This is a genomic window from Acinetobacter sp. WCHAc060033 (genome assembly GCF_004209125.1).
Classification (GTDB): domain Bacteria; phylum Pseudomonadota; class Gammaproteobacteria; order Pseudomonadales; family Moraxellaceae; genus Acinetobacter; species Acinetobacter wuhouensis.
This window is the reverse complement of sequence record NZ_SGSW01000016.1, coordinates 1-25,737: the sequence shown is the minus strand read 5'-3', so window position 1 is coordinate 25,737 and position 25,737 is coordinate 1. Positions and strand designations below refer to the sequence as shown.

The 25,737-nt window shown below is 37.9% G+C and carries 24 protein-coding genes; 16 read left to right on the top strand and 8 right to left on the bottom strand.

Features of this window, described 5'->3' with window-relative positions:
- The first annotated feature begins 42 nt into the window (after nt 1-42).
- The 4 genes from EXE10_RS09010 (at nt 43) to EXE10_RS08995 (ending at nt 5,010) form a co-directional block, all read left to right on the top strand.
- The gene (locus EXE10_RS09010; RefSeq protein WP_130113135.1) at nt 43-876 is read left to right on the top strand and encodes an RNA methyltransferase; all 834 of its coding nucleotides are present in this window, start codon (nt 43-45) and stop codon (nt 874-876) included.
- Nucleotides 876-1,709 carry a serine O-acetyltransferase gene (cysE, locus tag EXE10_RS09005; protein WP_130113134.1) on the top strand — a complete coding sequence of 278 codons (834 nt, stop codon included), beginning with the start codon at nt 876-878 and terminating at the stop codon, nt 1,707-1,709. Before EXE10_RS09010 ends, cysE begins: the two co-directional genes overlap by 1 nt.
- A gap of 244 nt (nt 1,710-1,953) precedes the next feature.
- Complete coding sequence (locus EXE10_RS09000; RefSeq protein WP_068974347.1) at nt 1,954-2,880, top strand: ABUW_2363 family tetratricopeptide repeat lipoprotein; 927 nt, start codon at nt 1,954-1,956, stop codon at nt 2,878-2,880.
- Nucleotides 2,881-3,000: 120 nt separating this feature from the next.
- Complete coding sequence (locus EXE10_RS08995; protein WP_130113133.1) at nt 3,001-5,010, top strand: lipase family alpha/beta hydrolase; 2,010 nt, start codon at nt 3,001-3,003, stop codon at nt 5,008-5,010.
- 90 nt (nt 5,011-5,100) lie between these two features.
- Here the strand turns inward: EXE10_RS08995 and EXE10_RS08990 are convergent, their stop codons facing one another.
- Nucleotides 5,101-5,931 (bottom strand): DMT family transporter, encoded by an 831-nt coding sequence (locus EXE10_RS08990; RefSeq protein WP_130113132.1) that lies wholly within the window; start codon nt 5,929-5,931, stop codon nt 5,101-5,103.
- A gap of 204 nt (nt 5,932-6,135) precedes the next feature.
- Entirely contained in the window at nt 6,136-6,549 is a 414-nt protein-coding gene (locus tag EXE10_RS08985; RefSeq protein ID WP_130113131.1) for a GFA family protein, read from the bottom strand.
- Nucleotides 6,550-6,724: 175 nt separating this feature from the next.
- Between EXE10_RS08985 and EXE10_RS08980 the strand changes: the two genes are divergently transcribed.
- Together EXE10_RS08980 and EXE10_RS08975 are read left to right on the top strand one after the other, a co-directional pair.
- Nucleotides 6,725-6,970 carry a hypothetical protein gene (locus EXE10_RS08980; protein WP_087552777.1) on the top strand — a complete coding sequence of 82 codons (246 nt, stop codon included), beginning with the start codon at nt 6,725-6,727 and terminating at the stop codon, nt 6,968-6,970.
- Nucleotides 6,971-7,115: 145 nt separating this feature from the next.
- Complete coding sequence (locus EXE10_RS08975; protein ID WP_130113130.1) at nt 7,116-7,553, top strand: PaaI family thioesterase; 438 nt, start codon at nt 7,116-7,118, stop codon at nt 7,551-7,553.
- 149 nt (nt 7,554-7,702) lie between these two features.
- Here the strand turns inward: EXE10_RS08975 and EXE10_RS21715 are convergent, their stop codons facing one another.
- From EXE10_RS21715 to uvrB, 3 genes are all read right to left on the bottom strand, one after another.
- Entirely contained in the window at nt 7,703-8,614 is a 912-nt protein-coding gene (locus tag EXE10_RS21715; protein WP_171478498.1) for a hypothetical protein, read from the bottom strand.
- Nucleotides 8,615-8,841: 227 nt separating this feature from the next.
- Nucleotides 8,842-9,396, bottom strand: a complete 555-nt coding sequence (locus EXE10_RS08965) for a lipocalin family protein (RefSeq protein ID WP_228256806.1) — start codon at nt 9,394-9,396, stop codon at nt 8,842-8,844.
- 163 nt (nt 9,397-9,559) lie between these two features.
- Complete coding sequence (gene uvrB / locus EXE10_RS08960; protein WP_130113128.1) at nt 9,560-11,581, bottom strand: excinuclease ABC subunit UvrB; 2,022 nt, start codon at nt 11,579-11,581, stop codon at nt 9,560-9,562.
- Nucleotides 11,582-11,759: 178 nt separating this feature from the next.
- On the opposite strand from uvrB, the gene EXE10_RS08955 reads away from it, so the two are divergent.
- Complete coding sequence (locus tag EXE10_RS08955) at nt 11,760-12,542, top strand: hypothetical protein (protein WP_130113127.1); 783 nt, start codon at nt 11,760-11,762, stop codon at nt 12,540-12,542.
- 63 nt (nt 12,543-12,605) lie between these two features.
- Nucleotides 12,606-14,021: a GGDEF domain-containing protein gene (locus tag EXE10_RS08950; protein WP_130113126.1), complete on the top strand. Its 1,416-nt coding sequence runs from the start codon at nt 12,606-12,608 to the stop codon at nt 14,019-14,021.
- 301 nt (nt 14,022-14,322) lie between these two features.
- On the opposite strand, the gene EXE10_RS08945 is transcribed toward EXE10_RS08950, so the two are convergent.
- Complete coding sequence (locus EXE10_RS08945; protein WP_068974356.1) at nt 14,323-14,505, bottom strand: hypothetical protein; 183 nt, start codon at nt 14,503-14,505, stop codon at nt 14,323-14,325.
- 221 nt (nt 14,506-14,726) lie between these two features.
- Here EXE10_RS08945 and EXE10_RS08940 point away from each other — a divergent pair, with 221 nt between their 5' ends.
- Nucleotides 14,727-15,953 carry a pyridoxal phosphate-dependent aminotransferase gene (locus tag EXE10_RS08940; RefSeq protein ID WP_130113125.1) on the top strand — a complete coding sequence of 409 codons (1,227 nt, stop codon included), beginning with the start codon at nt 14,727-14,729 and terminating at the stop codon, nt 15,951-15,953.
- 583 nt (nt 15,954-16,536) lie between these two features.
- Here the strand turns inward: EXE10_RS08940 and mobR are convergent.
- Nucleotides 16,537-18,213 carry a phenol degradation transcriptional regulator MobR gene (gene mobR, locus EXE10_RS08935; protein ID WP_130113124.1) on the bottom strand — a complete coding sequence of 559 codons (1,677 nt, stop codon included), beginning with the start codon at nt 18,211-18,213 and terminating at the stop codon, nt 16,537-16,539.
- 425 nt (nt 18,214-18,638) lie between these two features.
- Between mobR and EXE10_RS08930 the strand changes: the two genes are divergently transcribed.
- From EXE10_RS08930 to EXE10_RS08900, 7 genes are all read left to right on the top strand, one after another.
- Nucleotides 18,639-18,923, top strand: a complete 285-nt coding sequence (locus tag EXE10_RS08930; RefSeq protein WP_061524791.1) for a phenol hydroxylase subunit — start codon at nt 18,639-18,641, stop codon at nt 18,921-18,923.
- An 18-nt stretch (nt 18,924-18,941) separates the two neighbouring features.
- Nucleotides 18,942-19,931, top strand: coding sequence for an aromatic/alkene monooxygenase hydroxylase subunit beta (locus EXE10_RS08925; RefSeq protein ID WP_130113123.1), 990 nt, complete (start codon nt 18,942-18,944; stop codon nt 19,929-19,931).
- A 21-nt stretch (nt 19,932-19,952) separates the two neighbouring features.
- Nucleotides 19,953-20,222 carry an MmoB/DmpM family protein gene (locus tag EXE10_RS08920; protein ID WP_087549519.1) on the top strand — a complete coding sequence of 90 codons (270 nt, stop codon included), beginning with the start codon at nt 19,953-19,955 and terminating at the stop codon, nt 20,220-20,222.
- A 44-nt stretch (nt 20,223-20,266) separates the two neighbouring features.
- The gene (locus EXE10_RS08915; protein WP_087549520.1) at nt 20,267-21,808 is read left to right on the top strand and encodes an aromatic/alkene/methane monooxygenase hydroxylase/oxygenase subunit alpha; all 1,542 of its coding nucleotides are present in this window, start codon (nt 20,267-20,269) and stop codon (nt 21,806-21,808) included.
- Between the two features lie 98 nt (nt 21,809-21,906).
- Complete coding sequence (locus tag EXE10_RS08910) at nt 21,907-22,269, top strand: phenol hydroxylase subunit P4 (protein WP_130113122.1); 363 nt, start codon at nt 21,907-21,909, stop codon at nt 22,267-22,269.
- 12 nt (nt 22,270-22,281) lie between these two features.
- Nucleotides 22,282-23,343 (top strand): NADH:ubiquinone reductase (Na(+)-transporting) subunit F, encoded by a 1,062-nt coding sequence (locus EXE10_RS08905; RefSeq protein ID WP_130113121.1) that lies wholly within the window; start codon nt 22,282-22,284, stop codon nt 23,341-23,343.
- Between the two features lie 191 nt (nt 23,344-23,534).
- Nucleotides 23,535-24,413 (top strand): SphA family protein, encoded by an 879-nt coding sequence (locus EXE10_RS08900; protein ID WP_130113120.1) that lies wholly within the window; start codon nt 23,535-23,537, stop codon nt 24,411-24,413.
- Between the two features lie 741 nt (nt 24,414-25,154).
- Here the strand turns inward: EXE10_RS08900 and EXE10_RS08895 are convergent.
- On the bottom strand, nt 25,155-25,737 hold a 583-nt coding region (locus tag EXE10_RS08895), incomplete at its 5' end, for a sensor histidine kinase (RefSeq protein ID WP_130113119.1).

Below are 25,737 nucleotides of genomic sequence, written 5' to 3'. Positions count from 1 at the left end.
TTGTTCTCCCTAATTTTTTAATTTTTATATGTTGGAATATTCATGGATATCTTCGACAATGCTGTGATTTCACAGCATTTAAGTCATGTACGTATCGTCATGGTCAATACTACTCTGCCAGCCAATATTGGTAGTGCTTTGCGTGCGATGAAAACAATGGGACTATCTAAACTGGTCTTAGTTTCACCTAAAACTTATCCGCACCCTGATATTGATGCACTTTCTGCAGGCGCTTCTGATTTGATTGAACAGATCGAAATTGTCGAAACTTTAGAAGATGCGATTAAAGATTGTCACCTTGTTTTTGGTACGAGTGCGCGTAGTCGTACTATTCCTTGGCCATTGCTTGAAGCACGCCCTGCTGCACAAAAAACGATGCAAGCCGTGATTCAAGAACAACAGGAAACTGCGATTGTCTTTGGACGTGAAGACCGTGGACTGACCAATGAAGAACTGGCATTGGCAAATTATCATGTCACCATTCCTGTCAATAGCGATTATGGCGTTTTGAATGTTGCACAGGCAATTCAAGTCATTTGCTATGAAATGCGTATGGCAACACTAGAATTAGCAGATAAACAAGTCGATACCGAAGCTGTGATGCATGTGACTGATGCTGATGATATGCATTGGGACGAGCCTTTGGTGACCCATGAGCAAATGGAGCAATTTTATCCACATTTTGAAAAAATGTTGGCTGAAATCGAATTTATGGATCCAAAAAATCCAAGATTATTGCCTTTACGCTTGCGTCGACTTTTTGGACGTATACAATTAGATAAGATGGAATATCATTTATTAAGAGGCGTGTTTAGCCGAGTACAAGCCTTGAATAATGGTACATGGAAAAAGTCAAAAACTGAGGATCAAAACTAATGCTAAAACAGCTTAAAGAAGACATCCAAGCTGTATTTGCGCGTGATCCTGCTGCGCGCAATACCTTTGAAGTACTGACCACCTATCCTGGCATTCATGCACTGATGATGCATAGAGTCGCACACGAACTATGGGTAAAGGATTGTAAAACTTCAGCACGAATCTTGTCTTCTTTCAGTCGTTTTACTACGGGTATTGAAATCCATCCTGGTGCGAAAATCGGTAAACGTTTTTTTATCGACCATGGCATGGGCGTTGTGATTGGTGAAACCGCCGAAATTGGCGATGATGTGACCTTATACCATGGTGTGACTTTAGGTGGCACAACGTGGAATACCGGAAAGCGACATCCAACATTGGCTGATGGTGTCGTGGTTGGCGCGGGTGCAAAGATTCTTGGTCCTTTTATCGTGGGTAAAAATGCCAAAGTCGGTTCAAATGCGGTCGTGACCAAAGCTGTCCCAGAAGGTGCAACAGCTGTTGGTAACCCTGCCCGCTTTATCATTAAAGATAAAGATAGCAAGCCAAGTGCTGTACAAGAAGCACCGTGTCCAGAAAAAGCGATTGACAGTTTAAATCCAAATCCTGAATTTCAGGCTTATGCTGCAACGCAAGAACAAACTGATCCAATGCTCGAAGGCATGCGTGTCCTACTTAATCGTCTAGAACAAAATGAAAAGCGCATGAATGATTTATGTCACCGTTTATCACAGCTTGATCCAAACTTTAATGTGCAACAAAACTTAGAACAACCATTAAGTGATGAAGAAATCAAAATCATTGATGATGTTCGTCGTGAATGTGAAGCGCAAAAGCAACAATCTAAGACCTAAAAGCACAGTTTTTATGGTATGAAGTTATTGCTAAATAACTTCATACTTTTCAACATATAATTATTTTTCTGATCAAAATAAAAAACAATAAAAATCTGAGTATTTTTTCAAATCTGAGTTATCAATTTTCAATCTTTATGTATTATTTTTAATAACATAATGCTTTTAAAGTTGCATGTTCTAGTCCGTTTTCATAGACTGATGCACATGTAAATTTTTTAATATAAATTAATGGAAGATCCTCATGACGATTAAGCCTTTGGCATACGCATTACTGGCAACTTCAGTACTTACAGCTTGTTCAACAACACCAACTAAGCATGAAAATAAAATTGCTGCGAATGAGCCTTTTATCTACACTGAACCAGAGATTTCACCTCCATTTTATGCGCTTAATCCGTTTGATTATACTAAACCACCGGTTTTTGAATTAGAGTTAAAAAAAGCAGCAGCAGCCCCTGTAAACAAACTTGAAGTAACTGACCCTGCTAACCCAACTAAAAAGCTTATTTTAGATACCAACAAACTGATCATTCCAACTGTAAATAATACTCAGCGCACCATGAAGTATGCTGTGCTTGCAGGTGAAAATGAAATCGACATCACTGCAATTGATGACTTCTTACAAATGGTGGAAGGTAAAGCGCGCCATTACCCACCCCAATTTTCTGATCGCAAAGAAAAAAGTGGTTTTGTATCAAAATTAAAAGAAGTATCTACACAGCTTGACCAATTAGCAGCTGCACCAAATGCATCATTTGATGTTCTTATTCGTGCATTTAAAGCGAGTATTCTAGGTCGTAACTTGGATTTGGGTTCATCATATACCACCAAATCTCTTGATTACGCACAACGTATTCTCAAAATCAATAAAGAAGATCCAGAAGCTAACTTATGGTTTGGCTTCTCTTTATCTGAAGGTGGTGGTCAAAAAGAAGCACTACCATATTTAGATAAAGCAATGAAAGCGGGTGTCCAAGAAGCTTATTTATCTTCTGTGAATAATTATTTAGGTATGGAACAGAAGAAAAATGCAGTGCAAATGCTAAAAAATTATAAAGTAAAATACCCAGAAGAAGCTTCTGTTGTCGATCGCTTGATTCCTGAAGTTGAAAAACAAGGACGCTATAATGTATGGCAAACACTGAAGAATCCAGCTCTCGCGAAGTAATAAGTTAAAATGGCAATTTAGAATTTAAAAAATAGACTGATCATTCAGTCTATTTTTTTTGATTTCAAATTGAATTAAAACAAAATTGTCGTATTATTCAGAAATAGCTTGAACCAGTTAATGATTATGCAAAACTCTAAAAAAAATATTTTGCTCTATGCTTTAGCCTTCAGTCCCCTGTTTTTTTCAGGCTGTCAGGTCGTTAGCGTAAAAAACCAAAAAGTGAATGTCACCATAGCCAATGAACGTGACAGTATTTTAACGCGTTCTAAAATGAGTGAAGCCAGTTTAAATGTCCTTTCAATGACAGGACGTGAAGCCAAGTCTTGTGCTGAAGAACCCGAAAAATGTGTTGCTGATTTAGAAAAAATCCCGCAAATTCAGGATGAGCAACTCCTTTCTACAATTAGTGAAATCTATTTAACCAAAGCGATTTCATTAGGTGACTCATCCAACTGTAAAATTAGTCTATTTGCAAAGCATCAGTCTGAAGAAAAACAAAAAATTAATCAGCAAAATTACGATCAATGTTTAGATCAACAAATGGCGATGCTAGACAAAAGTATCCGTTATAGTTATGCCTATTTATTTAATACTGAACGTCAACCACAAGATCGTATTTTCAATAATAGACAAGTTCAAATCCGAGATTTTTACAATCAGTCTTTGGCAAAAATGATTACCACCTATTCATTACGCCATAAAAATCAAAAAGTTTCGAAACAGATTCAAATTGGTGAAAGTCGCTATAGCATCAACTTTGATGGTTATCCGCAACTAGCTCAGTTAGATATTGAAAATTTACTCTCAAGTTATAATCTCAACTTTTCAGGTTTACGTTCCATCAACCGTCGAGATGGTTTCGGTGCTGAGTTTGTCGCCATTCTACCTGAAACTAAAAAATCCGAAGAAAATAAATATATTGTTGATCCTGAACATTATGCTTATAAAGGTGGTGTGAATCCAAATATCCACCAACCACGCTATTTATCTGTCAGCATTGCAGCTCAACCGCAATCCTCTGAAAGTATACAAAGCATCTTGCATGACCCAAATTTTCAGTTGAAAGTTTATGACCCGTATAGCATTGAAAAAGTCAAAGTGGGTGGTAAAGAATATCCTCTTGCTGCTAATTTCTCTGCCCCCTACGGTTTGTGGTTGGCTGAAAATAATCTAGGGATCGCAGCTTATCTCAGCTTAATCGACCGCGATCAGCGTTTAACCATGCCACATTTATACATGCTTGAACCTTATAACCCAAATAAAAAAGTGATTGTATTGGTTCATGGTTTGGCGAGTAGCCCTGAAGCGTGGATTCGTTTAACCAATGATATTATGGGCGATAATGTACTGCGCGAAAACTATCAAGTTTGGCAAGTATTCTATTCAACCAATATGCCGATTTTAGAAAGCCGTTTCCAAATTAATGCCATTATCAATCAAACTTTTAAAACTATTGATCCAAATTCCTCTTCTGCAAAAGACTCTGTTTTGATTGGACATAGTATGGGTGGAATTATTGCACGGCTATTGGTCAGCGATTCTGATTTAACTCAACCTGCATTAAAGATGTTAAATAATCGGAAATACGATAAGTTTAAAAATGATCATATTTTCCAAGCACGTTTACAGATGAAACCTGTACCAAACTTTGACCGTGCTATTTTTATTTCAGCACCACATCGTGGTACAGCATTTGCGGATCGTTGGTTTACCCTAGCTGCTCGTCGGATTATTAAGCTTCCAGGTGCGTTCTTAGGAGCTTTAGCAGATTCGATAGATGACCGTGATTTGAATGCGAAAAACTTCTTAAAAGATGTTGGGCATGGTTTGATTCAAAATGGACCAAGTGATCTGAGCCATAATTCTAAATTTACCCTATTAACCAAAGATGTAATGCCTAAAAAAGGCATGATTTATCATTCAATTATGGGGAATGTTACAGATAGCTCTGATCCAAATGTCATGACGGACGGCATCGTGCCATATACCAGCTCACATTTAGATGGCGCTATTTCTGAAAAAGTACTGAAAGGTGGACATTCCATTCAAGAAACACCTGAAGCCGTACTCGAACTTCGCCGTATTTTAAGATTACATTTAACGGAACACGGTTTATACAAGCCTTAAATTCTAGTTGAGTCAAAAATGCCAGCTTAATCACAGCTGGCATTTTTATAAATCTTAAACCATCAAATGACGTGCTTATATTTTAATAGGCTATGCTTTTTTGGGCGTAGCATTGATCACCAAGAAAATGCCTGCCAATACGATGAGTGTTGAAACAATCATCCGCAGACTTATACTTTCCCCGACAAATAATGAACCGCCTAAAATTGCCAAACACGGAACACTGAGTTGCACGGTACTTGCTGTAATACTGTCAATTTTACGGACAATCGCATACCACAGAACATACGCTCCACTTGATGCCAAGCCACCAGAAAGCATTGCAAACATGACACCATGTATATCTAGGTTGATATTTTCAATAAAAAACAACCCCATCACAATTACGATCGGTACTGCAAGTACAAAGTTTGTAAAGGTACTCGCCAAAGGGTTGGTAATCTGTTTTCCACTGATGCTATAGCAAGCCCAAGCAATGCCAGAAACAATCATCAACAATGCAGAATTAAAAGGTGGTGCTTTTGAATTTGGTAATAGTAAAATCACAATCCCAGCCAAAGCAAGAATCAGCCCCAAGAGGCGTTTAAAATTAAGCCTTTCGCCATGAAAAACGCCGTATAACACCATACTCAGTTGTACGATACCAAATAAAAGTAATGCGCCTGTACCCGCTTCGATATGTATATATGCCAATGAAAATGCGAGTACATAAACAGCAAGGAAAAATGCTTGCTTAATGTTCCATTTCAAAGGAACTCTTTCTTTAGAAAGCAGAAATAAAAACAATAACGTGACTGCACCACTCGTTACCCGAACCACACTAAATGACACAGGATCAATTGAAGTATTGACTAAAGCGAGACGGCATAGGACTGAATTTGCAGCAAAAGCCAACATGGCAATACACAAGCGTAACAGCATAGTTGAGCATCCATTTTCAACAATGTAGACCTATGTATATAAAAAAATTACTTATTAAGCTATAAGTAATTTTTTATTAAAACTATCAACATCTCTGATATAGCATTAACTTCATTGCGTTCACCTACACATTTAACAATGCGATAGCGTAATGCTTAAATATAAAACAACTATAAATAATCATCCTTGAGCTAAATTAAGCCCTTATTCTGTAGGATTAAATAAGGCGATCACATCAGCTTCCGTCATTTTCTTGGTTTCATTGTCGAAACTGTAAAATTGCGGTTTATTGTCGATATAAATCTCTAGATTAAGCTTTAAGTCTTCAGGTGAATCATTCAAAGCAAAAGCATTAATATTGCAATAGCTTTGGTCTTTAGTTCGCCAAAAAAGATTTGTTCCACAAACATTACAAAAGCCACGTTCCCCCCATTCAGAAGAGTTATAGACCGTTAAATGCGCTTGCTGATCAAAGACCAAACTACCTTGCTCTGTATCAATCGTCATAATCACACCACTGGTTTGTCGACGACAAATTGAACAATGGCACACATGTACGTCATGATTTTTTAGCATTACTGAGAAAGTGGTTGCACCACAAACACACTGTCCTTTCATAACTTCATCCTTATCAATTTATTTATATAAAATACTATGTGTGTTATATCTAATTCTAGTTAAATCATACATTTTTTAATCAAGCTTAATTAAATCATGAATTTCTAATTGTAATTTAAAATAATTAGTTTTAAATTATTAAATACAACAACTTAAATATAATATATGGATAAATATGCGTTATAAAATTATTGATGTTTATAAACTTCAAGATATTCAACGGTATATCGCTAAATGTTTAAAAACGCAATCACCTCAATTCATTGTAATTGAAAGCCATCGTACGCTATGTAAAGAGCTCGATATTATTGATGTAGACTTAAAAAAGTCTATAGCAACATGGGCAACGGGTGAAAAAATAGCTTTAAAAATCATTCATAAATCAGATCATATAGAAAAATTCTACAACATTGATCATTAAATTTTTCTTAGACAAAATAATTGACTATACAATTCAAAATTCGTTAAAAAATTTGACACTATCTATTCAAAGCCTTTATTTTATCGATTAAGTTCCTTTTTAGAACTTCAATTAAATTAGAACTTAAAAACCTAAGGATAAAAGTATGAAACACCCTAGAGAAATGACTGGACTCGAGTTTTTACAAGCAATGGTAGATGGGCAGATCCCTAGAGCTTCCATCTCTGAAACCATTCCTATGGATTTAGATGAGATATCTCATGGTCACGCTAGCTTTAAAGTCAAAGCAGATAGCCGTCATTTGAATCCTTTGGGTGGTGTGCATGGTGGTTTCGCTGCGACAGCGCTTGATTCTGCAACGGGCTGCGCTGTACATACCACACTTGAAGCAGGTGTTGGTTATGGCACCATCGATTTGAATGTAAAAATGTGTCGCCCTGTGCCTAAAGACAAAGAATTACTGGCAATTGGTTCAGTAATTAATCTGAGTAAAAATCTTGCAATTTCAGAAGGTAAATTGCTTGATGAAGATGGAAAACTTTATGCACATGCAACTGCCACCTGTATGATTATTCGTCCATAATTTCGAATCAGTGCCGAGTGCTATTTCCACGAATAGCACTTACTCTGCTGATGAGTTAGCACTGGCATTCAGTTGAATTTGCACTTCATAAAAAAGACCACACTATTTTCATAATGCGGTCTATATAACTTACTTAGTGAATGATTATTTTAATAATCATCTATTTCTAACCAATTTGCTACTTTATCAAATAACACTTTGCCAGCACTTATTGCTTTATACTGGGCTGTTTGATCGTTAATGGCTGAGAGTACAATAGAATTTGTGTTATTGTTCAAATCATTAATATTTAATGTTCCAGAATATGGATAATTCAATAACTCTTCTTCCTCATCCATTTTAGCAAAGAATGGGGTTGCCATACTATCAAATGCAACTTTGTAATCACCACCTTCATTACCTGTTGAAGAGAGTTTACCACTGACTTGAAGTTTGGCAGTCGTTGCATCTTGTGGTGACCAGACAAATTTATAGTCTGTTAGATTATAATTTACAGGGATTAATTTATTACTCGAAGATAGCTCCTGAGTCACTACGCTTAACCCAGTTGAAGTGAATGTTACCACAGTTGCTGACTCGCTGATCACCAATTTACCATTTACTTTGTCACTTTCACCATTAGAATATTTAATGACTAAATCTTTCGCTTCTACATTATCATCCGTGACATCGATAACACCAGAAGCTGCTCCGTCTTCATCAAATAATCCTACACAATCTTTAAATGTAATTACATTGTTTGAAATAGTATAAGAACCTGACTTACATTTAGCTCCTGTCTTTGCTTCATCTGAACCGTAAACTAATGCATCAGCTACACCAGAACCAGTAGCCTCTCCAAACGCAATACTTGTCATTGTATGCACTAAATCTAAACTTTCAAAACTGTTTGTTGTGCCTGTGCCTGTGCCTGTGCCTGTGCCTGTGCCTGTGCCTGTGCCTGTGCCTGTGCCTGTGCCTGTGCCTGTGCCTGTGCCTGAAGTAGTATCATCACTATCGCCTCCACATGCACTGAGTAGTAGTGAACTAGCTATAGCAATTCCCAAAATAATTTTTTTCATATTATTCCCCAACAATTTTTCGTTTATTGTTCTATTAAATTATGTTTTTTCAAAGAATATTTCTATACCCCAAATGAGGTATAAAATAACAAAATTTACGAATCGAGAAGCCATGATATAAAAAAATTTAAAGCAAAAAACACTCCATAAATTAGCTATGCTATATATGAAAGAAAAGGCTTCAGTCTATTGATAAAATACACATTCAATCTCTAAATCACTAAAAATTACTCAGTCACATTTTGCTTTGTTCTAATCAAATCTTTAACACTAAATCCTACACTTTGCGCATAGCGCAAAAACTCTGTCACCTGTGCTTCATCTGGGTGAGGATTTCGAGATAGTAACCATAAATACTTACGTTTTGGCTCTCCAACCAAAGCCATCTGATATTGTGGATCTATTTTGAGCACCCAATAATCACCACGAGCAACGGGCAACCAACGAATCGCTTCAGGAATAAAACTGACTTTAAATTTCGAATTAAATGGCTCATTGCTAATAAAAGCCTCACCTAATGAGCGTAGTTCTTTTCCATCATGGGTCATACAACGGTTATCTACCGCAACATTTCCATACTCATTTACCGTATAGCGTGCTGTTACATCAGATTTACATTCTTTTTGAAAATACATCGGTTTTCGTGCAACTTCATACCATAATCCAAGGTATTGGCTTAACTCTAATTTCGGAACAGCAGCTAAAGTTGTATTTTCGGCATAAGCTTTAGGAAAAATTCCAGCCACAAAAAAAATTCCGCCAATTATTATTACTTTCTTCATATTATCAATATTGGGTAATGTTTTAAATAATTGCACCTTATCCCCTCAAAACGACTTTCTAATATTTATAATAAAATAATCATAAATTAAACAAACGACTGTAGCATTATGTATCCTCCACGATACAAAATACGACAGCCTTAAGTTTTATTCACCCAAATTATTACTGCAATAATCTGGCTTTCAGACGCACAATTTCATCCCGTAATCGCGCGGCTTGTTCAAACTGCAATTCTTTCGACGCTTTTAACATCTCTTTTTCCAGCTTGGTAATGTGCTTGATAAATAATTTAGGATCAGACAATAAATGTTGTTCATCAGCAGTCAATGCTTGATGCTGCTCTGCAATCCCCGCTTCAATTTCTTCATCTTTTAGCACTTCACCTGTATCAATCTCTTTGATCACTTGGCGTACTGCACTACGTGGTGTAATGCCATGTTCTTCATTGAATTGAATCTGTTTGGTTCTACGGCGATCAGTTTCATCGATCGCTTTTTGCATCGAATCCGTTATACGATCCGCATATAAAATTGCTTTACCTTTCACATGACGAGCAGCACGACCAATGGTTTGAATTAAAGAGCGTTCAGAACGTAAAAAACCTTCTTTATCTGCATCGAGGATAGCAACCAAAGACACTTCTGGCATGTCCAAACCTTCACGTAATAAGTTGATTCCAACCAAGACATCATGCACACCTGTACGAAGTTCATGAATAATTTTCACACGTTCTACAGTATCAATATCAGAGTGCAAATAAGCAACTTTAACCCCATATTCTTTTAAATAAGAAGTTAAATCTTCAGCCATACGCTTAGTCAAAGTTGTGACAAGTACGCGCTCATCCAATTCTTTACGAATATTAATTTCAGATAAAACATCATCGACTTGGGTCAATACTGGACGTATTTCAATGGTAGGATCGACCAATCCTGTAGGTCGTACTACCTGCTCTGCCACTTGTTCAGATTTTTCTAGTTCGTATTTTGCAGGCGTTGCACTGACATAAATCGTTGCAGGAACAATACGTTCCCATTCTTCAAATTTCATCGGACGATTGTCTAAAGCACTCGGTAAACGAAAACCATAATTGACTAAGTTTTCCTTACGTGAACGGTCACCTTTATACATTGCACCAATTTGTGGAACAGTCACGTGAGATTCGTCGATAATCAACAAAGCATCGTCTGGGATATAATCGAACAAAGTCGGCGGTGCTTCACCTGCTGGTCGTCCAGATAAATGACGAGAATAGTTTTCGATACCGTTGGTATAGCCCAATTGTTGCATCATTTCTAAATCATAACGGGTACGTTGCTCAATCCGCTGTAATTCAATCAGTTTGTCATGTTCTTTAAAATAAACTTGACGCTCTTTGAGTTCTTCTTTGATCGTACCAATCGCACGTTCTAAATTATCTTTCGGTGTGACATAGTGACTTTTTGGATAAATCGTCACACGCGGTGCTTTGCGTACCAATTTTCCAGTAATTGGATCAAACCAACGAATCGAATCCACTTCATCATCAAATAACTCTACACGCACTGCATGCTGATCAGATTCCGCAGGGAAAATATCAATAATTTCCCCACGAATACGATAAGTACCACGTAAGAATTCTAATTCATTCCGCGTATATTGCATTTCAACTAAGCGTCGAATGATGTCATCACGACTAATTCGGTCACCTTGCACGATATGCAACAACATACTCATATAGGCATTTGGATCACCCAAACCATAAATGGCAGATACAGAAGCCACAATAATCGCATCACGGCGTTCTAATAATGCCCGTGTCGCAGAAAGGCGCATTTGGTCAATATGGTCATTAATCGCGGAGTCTTTCTCGATAAATGTGTCCGAAGATGGTACATAAGCTTCAGGTTGATAGTAGTCATAATAACTGACGAAATATTCAACCGCATTATTGGGGAAAAATGCTTTAAACTCGCCATAAAGTTGTGCCGCTAAGGTTTTATTATGCGCCATGATAATGGTTGGTCGTTGCGTTTGTGCAATGACATTTGCCATGGTATAGGTTTTACCTGAACCCGTTACACCTAATAAGAGTTGATCGTGAAAGCCCTTATTCACCCCATCGACCAATTTGGCAATCGCCTGCGGTTGATCCCCTGCAGGTTGATAATTTGTCACAAGTTCAAAAGGTTGATTTTCACTCACAATAATTCACTCTTTGACCAATTTGAAAGACACAGCTTCTAGTTTAACAGAAAGCGATTGAAACAACGGTTTCATCTCATTTTAAATGGGGCTTTTTACACAATATTCAACAAATACCCTTGACCCTTTTGGGTTTCAATAGCAACATGGAAACAAGCCGATTACAAGATGAAAAAACATGACTTATCACTACCATGATGAAAGCATAATCAAAGAGTTACCTGAAGACACAATTTTTGTCTTTGGCAGTAATATGGCGGGCACTCATCAAGGTGGTGCTGCAAAAACAGCATTATTATACTTCGGTGCAACGAAAGGAGTTGGTCGTGGCTGGGCGGGGCAAAGTTTTGCGATTCCAACCATGAATGAGCATTTACAACAAATGCCACTTTCTCAAATCCAACATTATATTGATGATTTTAAAATTTATACTAAAAATCACCTTAAAATGAAGTACTTCATTACCTCAGTGGGTTGTGGTGTCGCAGGTTATAAAGTCGAAGAAATTGCACCAATGTTTAAAGGCATTTCACGCAATGTTATTTTCCCTGTTTCATTCCGTCCATTTGTAGAAAAAACGCTGCCTAAACTGACACAAAAATTGCTACACGGTTTTCTCACAGCAGATGTTATTTTCAGCGCAAATTTAGAACAAAAAGTTCAAGATTTAGATTTAACTGAAGCTGAAAAGAGTTTAGCCCAAATCGTGATTAATACACCAATGTATCCTACTGATAGTAATGGGCGAGATCGTAGCTTTGAAATCAGTGATATTCTAAATACGCTTAAGAGCAAGCAAGTGATTGATGCTGATATTCAGCATGATGAAACAAAAACACTTGGCGGGGTAATTTTAGCAATTTTAGAGTTGTATAATATTAACGAGCATGATTTTATAGAAGCGTGGAATGCTCAAAAAGAAATTTCTCCACCTAAAGCCGCAAATAAAGCTAAAAAATGAGCTATATTATACTAAGGTTTTGTTTTAAAATTTTTACAACATTTATAAAAACAAGGAATCATTATGGGGGAAGTCGATCTATCTATTTTCAACTTATCTCCCATGGCAATGTGGATCCAAGACTTTAGTGCGGTCAAAAAAACTTTCCAGCAATGGCTAGACGATGGTGTTGAAGACCTAGAACAATACCTTCTAGAAGATCCTGAACGCTTACAACCTTGCTTAGTAATGATTCGCACTATTCGTGTGAATCAAAGCACTTTAGATATGTATGAAGCATCCAATCTCAATGAAATCTTACATAGCTTTGCAAACTTACACTCAGAAAAAATCAGTATAGAAAAGGTCAATTTTTTTGTTTCTTTATGGAATAAGAAAACACAATACATTTGTCCATCTGTAAACTATACCTGTAAAGGCAAACAAATTGATATTCAACTTAAAGCCAGTTTTATGCCTGGCTATGAAGACAGCTGGGAGCGTTTGTTACTAACAACTGAAAATATTTCTGATTACCAAAATGCGCGACGATTTGCTGAAACTTTATTTTTACATTCCCCTACTGCATTGTGGGTAAGAGACTATAGCCAGATCAAAGTAATATTTGACCAACTAAGACAACAAGGCGTAAATGATCTCATCCGCCACATGACAAAACATCCGGAGTTTGTCAAAAAATGCTTTGAAAGTGTAAAGAATATCGGCGTTAACCAAGCTTTACTCGACCTTTTTAAAGCTGGTAATAGACAATTGTTCTTTGACAATTTATGGCAAATTCTTCGGGAATCTAGTCAGCAAAATTTCCATGCCCAATTATTAGCTTTATGGAATGACGAACACCAACAAAGTAGAGAATGTGAGTATCAAACTGTTCATGGAGATATTCTCAATATACGTGAACAATTGGTGATCTTTCCAAATTCACATAATAATTGGGACACAGTGCAAATTGCATTTACAGATTTTTCTGAGCGAAAAAAATTAGAAAATCATTTATTACATCTCAGTAAGCACGATCAGCTCACTCAACTCTATAACCGTACTTTTTTTAATGATGAGATTTTAAAACTCCAATCTACAATTTTTTACCCGGTATCCTGTGTATTTTTCGACCTCAATGGTTTAAAAGAAATTAATGACATCTATGGGCATGACCAAGGTGACCAAATTCTGAGAAGATTTGGCAAAATTTTAAAAACAAGTATTACTCAAACCCATTATTCAGCTTCTCGACTTGGCGGAGACGAATTTGTCATTCTCATGCCGAAAGCAAAGCAAATTCATATCAATAGATTATTAGATAAAATTCGTTATGAATTAGAAGTTGACCAAATCAAACATCCAGACTTCCCCATTCATGTTGCAATTGGTTATGCAACGACACAGTCAAATGAGACCATTGAAGCCTTGCTTAAAAGAGCTGATGAAATTATGTATTCCAATAAGCAAGCTTTTTATAATTCATCTCTCAAAGATTAACATTAAAACAATAAGCTACACTAAATAATTAATAAAACTTAATATTTAAAAAATATAAATTAAATATTGATAATCAATATTATGCCTCGCAACCCTTAACCTCTGCTATGGGTTTTGCAACGTCTCAACCTCATGAAAAAGTTGAAAATATGTTATGTCGCGCTGATATTAACATGTATAAAAAAGAAAAATATTATCAATATTTTGAACAAATTATTGAAGAATAAATTCTAATAAATATAAAAACGCTATAATAAAAAATAGGCGCTTAAAGCACCTATTTTTTTATTTCATGTTGAACTTAACGCTTACCCATCGAACGACGTGTACCACGTGGTGGCATCCATGTGCGATCTGCATATTGCTGTGGTTTTGGACGCATGTCTTCCACATCTTCATCCGCAGGTTTCGCATCATTTGCATGCTTAACAGGAAATGGAAGTTTTACTACTGGCTTTTTCTTGGGAGTATTTTGGGTGCTCATGTGATTCACTCAATTTTAACTGTGCATATTGTACGAAAATTTCTGCGTCGATGCGAGTGATTGCCCAATTCAGTCTACATTTGTATTTTCTTGATACAGTATATTTTGAATTTTCGTGCATTTTTAGTGAATTTGCATATTTTTTGGACGACCAACTTGCTATTTTTAAGCTATGATAGTGTGCTTTTTATTTTTTAATCCCTATAAGAAGGAATACTGCCGTGGACGTACGTCTCTCTGATCGTGTAAATGCCATCAAACCGTCTCCAACGCTTGCTGTTACCAACAAAGCTGCTGAATTAAAAGCTGCTGGTAAAAATGTAATTGGACTCGGTGCTGGCGAACCAGATTTTGACACCCCACAACACATCAAAGATGCTGCTATTGCTGCAATTAATAACGGTTTTACAAAATATACCGCTGTTGATGGTACACCAGGCCTAAAAAAAGCGATTATTGCAAAATTAAAACGTGACAATAATCTTGAATACGCTGCTAACCAAATCTTGGTTTCTTGTGGTGGTAAACAATCTTTCTTTAACTTGGCACTTGCTTTGTTAAATAAAGGTGATGAAGTAATTATTCCTGCACCTTACTGGGTAAGCTACCCAGATATGGTGATCATCGCTGAAGGTGTGCCAGTTGTTGTGAAATGTGGCGAAGAACAACGTTTCAAAATCACGCCTGCTCAACTTGAAGCTGCAATCACTGACAAAACGCGTTTAGTGGTATTAAATAGCCCTTCTAACCCTACAGGTATGATCTATACAAAAGCTGAATTAGAAGCTTTGGCTGAAGTTCTTCGTAAATATCCTGAAGTATTGGTTGCTTCTGATGATATGTATGAACCAATCCGTTGGGATGATGAATTCTATAACATCGCAACTGTTGCACCAGACCTTTATGACCGTGTAATCGTGCTCAATGGTGTATCTAAAGCGTATGCAATGACTGGCTGGCGTATTGGCTATGCAGCAGGTCCTGCTAAATTGATTGGCGCGATGAAAAAAATCCAATCTCAATCTACATCTAACCCAACTTCGATTTCACAAGTTGCTGCTGAAGCTGCATTGAATGGTCCTCAAGACGTTCTTCAACCAATGATCGAAGCGTTCCACCGTCGTCATGACTTAGTGGTAAATGGCTTGAATGACATTAAAGGTATCACTTGTCTTCCTGCTGATGGTGCATTCTATGCATATGCGAACATCCGTCCATTGATTCGTGCGAAAGGTTTAAAATCTTGCACAGAGTTCTCTGCATGGTTATTGGAAGAAACTGGTGTTGCTGTTGTGCCTGGTGATGCTTTCGGCTTAGGCGGTTATATGCGTATTTCTTATGCAACTGCTGACGAAGTATTAGTTGATGCGCTTGCACGTATCAAGAAAGCTGCTGATTCAATCGAAGGCGTTGATGCTGCGATTGCTTCAATTGCTACTGAAAAATAATTTGTATTAAAAAATAGGGCGTTTTATACGCCCTTTTTTATTGCATTATAAACTGACTTTCATTAGGTGATGTATGCAAGTTTTAAAATAAAACCCAACCTGTTGATATAGTTAAACAAAATAACGTAATACTCTTGCAAATTAGTTACTTAAAATCTCTCAAGTGAGAGTCCAAGTTGCTCTAAAGCAGAATAAATATTTATCGCCATTTTACTAGGTCTTTGTATTAATTTTTAAAATTGTGATGAATTATACAAAATTATGATTTTCATTGTCTATGTATGAATTGTTTCTGTTCAAATTTATATTCTGGCGATTAGAAAGCACTCATCTAAATTTAAAAACTCACCAACTAGCCAAAATCTCCAATTATTTTTCACTTAATAATAACTGATGTGTATTAGCAAATACTCTTATTGCTATCCTTGCATATATCAAAAATGCTACTAACTCTATCGAGACTAAAAAACTACAAATTAATTATAACTAAAATCCTAAAACTCGATTTCCTGCACCATGTTTTTCATATATTCTCAATAAAAAATTAAACTCAAAAACCGAATCATCCATTGATTAAATTCATTTATGCTAGTTTCTTCAAACGATAATCCAAAGTCGCTCGACTAAGCCCAAGCAATCTTGCAGCTTCTGAAATATTTTGCCGACTTTTATCCATTGCAGTACGAATAATTTTTTGTTCAAGTTGTTCTAAAGAAAAATCTTCGGTAAATAAATCTTCGACATTGGTAAAACGATTCGCTGGCTGAACGACAACATCCTGTTCTTTAAGCTGAGGAAATAAACTGTCTAATTTGATTTCCTGTTGATGATCCGTCAGTAAAGTCGCCCTTTCCAGCAAGTTTTCCAGCTCTCGAATATTCCCAGGCCACTCATATTTCATCACAAAATTTTTAGCTTTATCACTCAAACCTTTTAAGGTTTTATCATACATATTTTCAAAACGTGCTAAAAAATGGCTGATTAATAAAGGAATATCTTCACGTCGCTCACGCAATGGCGGAATCATTACTGGGAAAATATTTAAACGATAATACAAGTCAGCACGGAATTTACCATTCTTAACCGCTTGTTCTAAGTCTTCATTGGTTGCAGCAACAATCCGGACATCAACTTTCCGTGTCTGTTGATCACCGACACGTTCAAACTCCCCCTCCTGCAACATTCGCAACAAAGCTGCCTGTGCACGTGGTGACAGTTCTATCACTTCATCAAGAAAAATCGTGCCACGATGCGCACGTTCAAACTTACCGATGCGAGTCTGTGATGCACCTGTAAAAGCCCCTTTTTCCACCCCAAATAATTCGGCTTCAATCAGATCTGGTGGAATACAGGCGCAGTTGACTGCAACAAATGGTTCTGCCTTTCGTTGGCTCCCTTCATGTACACCACGTGCGAAAGCTTCTTTACCAACGCCAGTTTCACCCTGTAAAAGTACAGCAACTTTACTGCCTGCGGCTTTTTTAAGCAGGTCACACACTTTTCGATACGCCACTGATTCCCCAATAGCAGCAAACATGGTGTAGTCACTTTCAGCTTCGGTATAAATATTTTTCTTTAATTCATTTAACTCAGCCTGTAAGGCAATAATTTCATCTGACACAGGATCTGGTGACATAAAGCGGATTAATTCATCTGAATTTTCCCATTCACTTAAAGGCTTACCAATAATTCGGCAATGCTCATCTCCTTTAGCAACACAGTGGGTCTCCTGATAAATAATGGTCTGTCCCATCACAAAGCTGCTATACCCACAGGCATAGCCTAAAAGCATCCAACAGGCTGGTTCCTCCGATGCACCAAATTCACTTAAATGCACTTCGGCTTCAAAAGAATTCAGCCAGTTGAAATCTGCATAGAACTCTTTTTGATCATGACTTAAATGCAGTTCATTCACATCCACTTGCACCATACCTCGAATGCCATGCATCTGAGGGCCTGCCATAAAGGCTTCTGCTTCATTGAGATTTGGACGCAGTTTTGAAGTGACCTCGGCATCTCGCATCCCCGCCTGGTAACCACAACGGATAAAAAAGTGTTTGGTACGTTCCAAGCCAAGCATATTAAAAAGATCTTTGCGCAAATAACCCAGAATACTGGTATGCATCAGCAACATACGGTTTTCATCAAACCATATCTGTCCATGCTCAGTATCAAAAATAATTTTATCGAGTAAATCCTGAATATCTTTATTCTGTTCCAGGATCTGCTTATAGACCTTCACATCTTTGGCTTTGGGCATACTGTCCGTCCTTGGCTATATGTCTTTGTGAATGCAATATTGATCTTACCTAATTCACAAACCCAGGGTAGACTACCTTATTCTTATATTTACATACCTTTTAAGTATATTAAAATTATACCTTTATAAATCAATTCATTATAAATATACATTTTTAAGTAAAAATTAAAAAAATTCCATGTTTTTAAACAGCACTACTCAAAGTTTATTCATTCATTTTCATCAAAACATGAAAATCTCAAATATATCTATTCATCAAATGATGAAATTAGCCTGATCAAATTAATCAGGATTTTATTTAAAGACAATAAGTATTTGAAAAATATATAAATTAAAAACATGGCACGCTTTTTGGAATATACATAACAAACGCAAGGTTGCGTCACCGACATGATGTCAGTGCCAAAAACAGAAGGACGTTCGTTATGAACCAACAACAACAGCAACTCACCAAATACATTCGTATTACAGGTGATCGTGATGCCCGATTTGTTGAATTCGATTTTGCGATTCACGATCCAACTTTATTTGTCGAACTGGTTCTACCTCAGGAAGCTTTTCAGCATTTTTGTGAAATAAATCAGGTCGTAGAAATGACAGAAGAACAGCAAGCATGGAATGACGCACAGGAAGACAAATGGCGTTATGGCGTTGAACCTACTGTCCTCAACCCAGCCCAACCTCATATAGATCAAGACGATCACGCTTAAGTCCATACGGAGATCAAGATGACTTTAGAAATTAAAACATCGAGCCTAGCCCCAATTCGCCAAACTTACGCGTACATTGAACGCCGTTTTGGCAATAAGCCAGCAACACGTTACCAGGAAGTCAGTTTTGATGTACAGGCAACCACCAACTTTCATTATCGCCCTTTATGGAAGCCTGATAAGACTTTGAATGATAAAACCCATACTGCCTTGCAGATGCAGGACTGGTATGTGTTTAAAGATCCACGTCAGTTCTACTACGGCGCTTATGTACAACATCGTGCACGTTTACAGGATACCGCTGAAAGTAATTATGCCTTCTTTGAAAAGCGTTTCCTGGTTGAAAATATCAGCGAAGACGTGAAGCAAAAAATCATCACCTGCTTACTACCATTTCGCTATGTGGAACAAACGGCAAATCTTCACATGATGTCAGGCAGTGCCTATGGTTATGGCACAGTCATTACCCAAGCCTGTATTTTTGCGGCAATGGATCGTCTCGGCATGGCGCAATACATTTCACGTATTGGTTTGGCACTGGATGGCAATACAGGTGAATCTTTACAACAGGCCAAAGATGCCTGGATGAATGATGCAGCCTGGCAACCACTTCGTAAACTCTGTGAACAAAGTCTGACTGAACAGGACTGGTTCAAACTCTATGTACTGCAAAACCTGTTAATTGATAGCTGTATCCAAAGCCTTGTCTATGGGCAGTTTGATCAATATTTAGTGGAAAATGGCGCACGTGATGTGGCAATGCTGACTGAATTTATGCAGGACTGTTTAACCGATTTACGTAAATGGTCTGACCCAGTATTCAAACTTTCCATTGCAGAATCTGAGGAAAACAAAGCCCTGATTCAAGGCTGGATTGCTGAACTGTTACCACAAGTTCAGGAAGCGTTTAGCGCATGGGCAGGTCTTGCATTGGGTGATCGCAATATCGAACAAGCCGTTGCACTGATCGCAGAGCGTAGCAAAAAAGCAGGTTTAGCTGACATTTAATATTGCATAAGGAATTGCACCATGACTTCAAAAGTTTATTTAGCGCTACAGGACAACGATACCTCTCGCTACATCATCGAAGCGATTGAACAGGATAATCCCGATGCCACGATTCAGTATTTACCAGCCATGATCCGTGTTGAAAGCACAACTGGCTTGATCATTCGTGCAGAAACGGTGTCTGAAAAACTCGGACAGGACTGGGATATTCAAGAGTTACAACTGAATATGATCACGCTGGGTGGCAATGTCGATGAAGACGATGACACCTTTACCCTGAAATGGAATTAAGTCATTGCACAACTGCATTTAAAGATTGAACAGGATGATCAAAAATGAATACTGATGTTAAAAATACAAAAACAGCGACTAAAACCGCAACTAAAAAGCTGAATGCCAAAGACCGCTACCGCATGCTGACCCGTGATCTGGATTGGGACTTTTCCTATGCAGATCGTAAAGATGCCTTTCCTTATGAAGAATTTGAAGGCATTAAAATCACCGATTGGTCTAAATGGGAAGATCCGTTCCGTTTAACCATGGATTCATACTGGAAATATCAGGCAGAGAAAGAGAAAAAACTCTATGCCATTTTCGATGCTTTTGCACAAAACAATGGGCAAATGAATGTTTCCAATGAACGCTATTTAAATGCCATTAAACTGTTTTTAACTGCAGTTACACCTTTGGAATATCAGGCTTATCAAGGCTATGCCCATGTAGGTCGTCAGTTTAGCGGGATCGGTGCACGTATTGCATCACAGATGCAATCCATTGATGAATTGCGTCATGTGCAAACCCAGATTCATGCCATGAGCCATTACAACAAGTTCTTTGATGGCTTCCAGGACTGGTCGCACATGCATGACCGTGTGTGGTATTTGTCTGTACCTAAATCATTCTTTGAAGATGCACGTTCTGCAGGTCCATTTGAGTTTTTACTGGCGATCAGCTTTGCCTTTGAATATGTACTCACCAACTTATTGTTCGTTCCTTTCATGTCTGGTGCGGCTTATAACGGCGATATGGCGACGGTGACTTTTGGTTTCTCAGCACAGTCTGATGAAGCACGCCACATGACACTCGGTCTGGAAATTGTAAAATTCTTACTTGAACAGCATGAAGACAACGTGCCAATCGTACAGGAATGGATTGATAAATGGTTCTGGCGTGGTACTCGCCTACTCTCTATCGTCGGCATGATGATGGATTACATGTTGCCAAATAAAGTCATGTCCTGGAAAGAAGCATGGGAAACTTATTTTGAAGAAGCAGGCGGTGCATTATTCAAAGACTTGAGCCGTTACGGTATTCGTATGCCGAAATACTCAGAAGTGATTGAAAAAGAAAAAGAACACGTTTCGCATCAAGCATGGTGGATTTTCTATAACTTCGGTCATGCAGCAGGCTTCCATACCTGGATTCCAACTGATGAAGAAATGGATTGGTTATCTGCGAAATACCCTGACACCTTCGATAAATACTATCGTCCAAAATGGGAACTGGCACGTAAATTAGAAGCTGAAGGCAAACGTTTCTATAGCAACGGCTTACCACAATTGTGCCAGATCTGTCAGATTCCAATGACCTTTACGGAAATGGATGGTGACCCAACCATGTTTAGTTACCGTGACAGCATTTATAAAGGCGAGCGTTATCACACCTGTTCAGATGGTTGTCATGACATTTTCGAACGTGAACCTGAGAAATACATCCAAGCATGGTTACCAGTGAACCAAATCCTGCAAGGCAACTGTGGTGGTCCAGATTTAGAAACGATTTTACGTGACTATTACAACTTTAATGTTGGCGCGGACAACTTAGATATTGAAGGTTCACCAGACCAAGAACGCTGGAAAAAATGGAAAGGTGCATAAGCATCATAAGGAATAAAAGATGAAGTTCATTGCTGTGTCAGCCATTTTCAACGCCACGCACAGCATGCACTTCGCTCAAGGAATTTAGGAGTATTCTCATGCCAGTACAAGCAATCCAAGACAATTATCAATTTGAAGCTCTTGATCTACAAAAAAATTATGGCGATAACATGCTGTTATTTATTGGTTGGGATCAACACAATCTTTTTTGTTCAGCGCATGCTTTTGTGGTATCACCACAACAAACTTTGCAAGAATTAATTGATCAACAAATCGCTGGTGGATTCAGCCAACACCCTGAATTTACAGAAATTGATTGGTCAACTGTGCAATTTACCTTAAACCGTGAAGCGCTGAATGCTGATTTCTCAAAAACATTGGCAGAACAAGGCTTCGATCATAAATCTCTTTTACGCTTTGTCACGCCAAATTTAACGGGCTACAAAGGCAGTCATGTTTAAGGGAGTACGCGGATGAGTTATCAAGTTACCATTGAACCAATCGGTACCACGATTGAAGTCGAAGAAGATCAAACCATCCTTGATGCAGCTTTGCGTCAAGGGGTCTGGCTCCCATTCGCTTGCGGACATGGCACATGCGGTACGTGTAAAGTACAAGTGACTGATGGTTTTTACGATGTCGGTGAAGCTTCTCCTTTTGCGCTGATGGATATTGAGCGTGAAGAAAATAAGGTTTTGGCGTGTTGCTGTAAACCTGAATCTGACATGGTCATTGAAGCGGATGTCGATGAAGATGAGGATTTCTTAGGCTATCTGGTTGAAGACTACCAGGCAAAAGTAATTGAAATTAAAGACCTGTCACCCACAATCAAAGGCATCCGCCTGCAGATTGATCGTGCGATGCAATTCCAGGCGGGTCAATATGTAAATATTCAATTGCCAAATATTGAAGGTACACGTGCATTTTCAATCGCCAATTCACCGAATGAAGAAGGCATTGTCGAATTACATATCCGTAAAGTTGAAGGTGGTGCAGCCACAACTTATGTACATGAAAGTTTACAACAAGGCGATGAACTGGATATTTCAGGACCTTATGGGCAATTCTTTGTCCGTAAGTCTGATGATCGTGGCGTGATTTTCATTGCAGGTGGTTCGGGTTTATCCAGCCCACAATCCATGATTCTGGATTTACTTGAAGCGGGTGAAACAAGGAATATCTATTTATTCCAGGGTGCACGTGATGTTTCAGAACTGTATAACCGTGAAATTTTCGAAAATCTTGTCAAAGAGCATGCGAACTTTCACTACATCCCTGCGTTAAATGCACCAAAGACCGAAGATGCCTGGACGGGTTTTACAGGTTTTGTGCATGAAGCGGTTGCCAGTCATTTTGAGAATAAATGCAGTGGGCATAAAGCTTATTTGTGTGGTCCACCACCGATGATTGATGCAGCCATTTCAACCCTGATGCAGAGCCGTTTATTTGAAAAAGACATTCATACTGAACGCTTCTTAAGTGCTGCTGATGGCGCAAACGGACAGTCACGTTCGGCATTGTTTAAACATATCTAACCGCATCTTAGATATTTAAAACTTAGCTCAAAACTTGTGTGATCTGCATGCATTGCAGATCACATGAAACTCATACTTGCCTTTTCAATCTCAGGATGCAGATTGCAACATCAGGCAAGGCGAATTCATGGCTGTAAAGACATGATTCATTAACCAGAAACTGGACGACAACAGTAATAAAAGGATTTCACATGAAAAAAATCGTAAGTTTAACGCTTCCTTTCATCATCGGTTTCCTGACCACATCCGCACATGCCACAGAAAATGGCGGTGACTCTTTTGCACTTGGTGCGGAAGGCATGATGGCAGGTGCATTACCACCGCCTGGTGTGTACCTACTCAGTTATTATCAAAACTATCATGCAGGCAGTTTTGATAATGGACCACCAAACTTTCATGCCGATGTCAATGCAATCATCCCCCGTTTAGTTTGGATGACCAAGCAAAATTATCTGGGTGGGCAACTCGGTTTCTATGCCGCTCAACCTTTTGTAGATATCCGGCTTTCAGCTGCAGGAATGTCAGACAGCAACAGCGGCTTAGGTGATTTAATTATCGGCTCAATGCTGGGTTGGCATCATGGCAGTCATCACTGGATCGGTGCTGTTGAAGGTGTTTTAGACACGGGGAAATATGACTCAGCAACGCCAACACAGCCTTTGGTTGCCAATATCGGTAAAAATTACAATACCGTGCGCCCGATCATTGCCTATACCTATGCCCCTCAAAATGGTTTAGATATTTCGACCAAACTGTCTTATAGCTTCAACACTGAAAATGATGACACCGAGTATAAGTCTGGAGAATATTTTGCAGGTGATTACAGCGTGGGCTATAAACTCAATGACCATGTCAAAGTTGCTGTCGAAGGCTACGCCTTTAAGCAAACCGAATCAGATGAAGTGAATGGAAATAAAATTGGCATGCGTGGACAGGTTTTAGCCGTAGGTCCTGCAATTCAATATCAAGATAAAAATTGGTCACTTGAAGCAAAATATCTGAAAGAAACCAATGTTGAAAATCGTCCTGAAGGTCATACCAGTTATTTAAAACTGGTATGGGCATTCTGAGTCTAAAATAATTGAATGAATACAAATTTAAATAGCCCGATGGTACTTTCAAATTCTTAATCCCAACTCTTTTGATGCTATTCAATCGAATACTGTTAAAGTTAAAGCTTCTATGAGGCTTTAGCTTTTTTTAAAATTAGAATCGCGCAATTCTTCAACATGAAAATACTGCATCCACATGCTATATCCGTTAAAATCATTTTTTCTGCAATAAACTGCTCTTCTTATATGCAGAGTTTTGAATAGTTAAATTAAGGTTTTTTATGTCGATCAATGAATTAACGACGGATCTCTCCAACCATACTCCAATGATGCATTGGTTTTTTAACATTGATATTTAATATTTTTATAACTATTTAAATAAAAAAATACACTAAAAGGTATACTTAGTTGGGAAGAGTTTTGCTACTCACAAATTTAAATATTAAAGCCACCCTAATATACTTAAATTTAATCCTGTAGTGTTTTTAGCTTATCCAAAATTACTTGAAAATTCGATAAAGCCTCAACTACTCTGTTGGGTGTCAAGGCGTAACTATGAATTCCTAATTACTCAACCTTAGACGACTTAACATGAACTTTAATACCACACTCACTTTAGGTGACATAAGTTGTACTATTACTTTTATCAGACTTATGCTGTGTTTTTTAACTCTGTCGCTATAAAGTCATAAGTAGTTGTGACAACCCAATCTATAATTTTTTAAAATCACTCCTCAGCCCTTTAAATAACACCATTATTTAGTTCTGATGATTAAATTCAATCCTAACAATTAGACCACCAATAGCATTTGTCCGATGTAACTCAACTTTTCCGTGATATAAATCGACAATTTGCTTAACAATCGATAAGCCAAGGCCACTGCCAATAATGACACTGTTCTGATTCACTCTATAAAATCTTTGGAAAATCAGAGGTATTTGTGCTTCATCCAAACCAATTCCATTATCCTCAATCTGCACAAAACTATAATTTTCAACACAGCCACAACTGATTTTAATGACACATGGGCGTTCATGACTACGATAGATGATGGCATTTTCTAAAAGATTACGGAGCATAATTTCCAATTGCTCAGGTTGTGCCATAACTAAGGCTGACTCCAGTTGTAGCTGTAAGTCAACCTTAGCTTGACGAATCTGAAAATCCATCATCATAAGAGTACTTTGAATCATATTAACGAGATCGACTGAGCCTTGAATTTGATGAGCATTAGGTTCAATCCGAGCTAAGGTCAATAACTGTGTAATCATTCGCGAGGTTTTATCAATACCAATCATAATGTCCTCAGCTGCTTCTCGCGCCTCCTCTGTAGAACGTGCA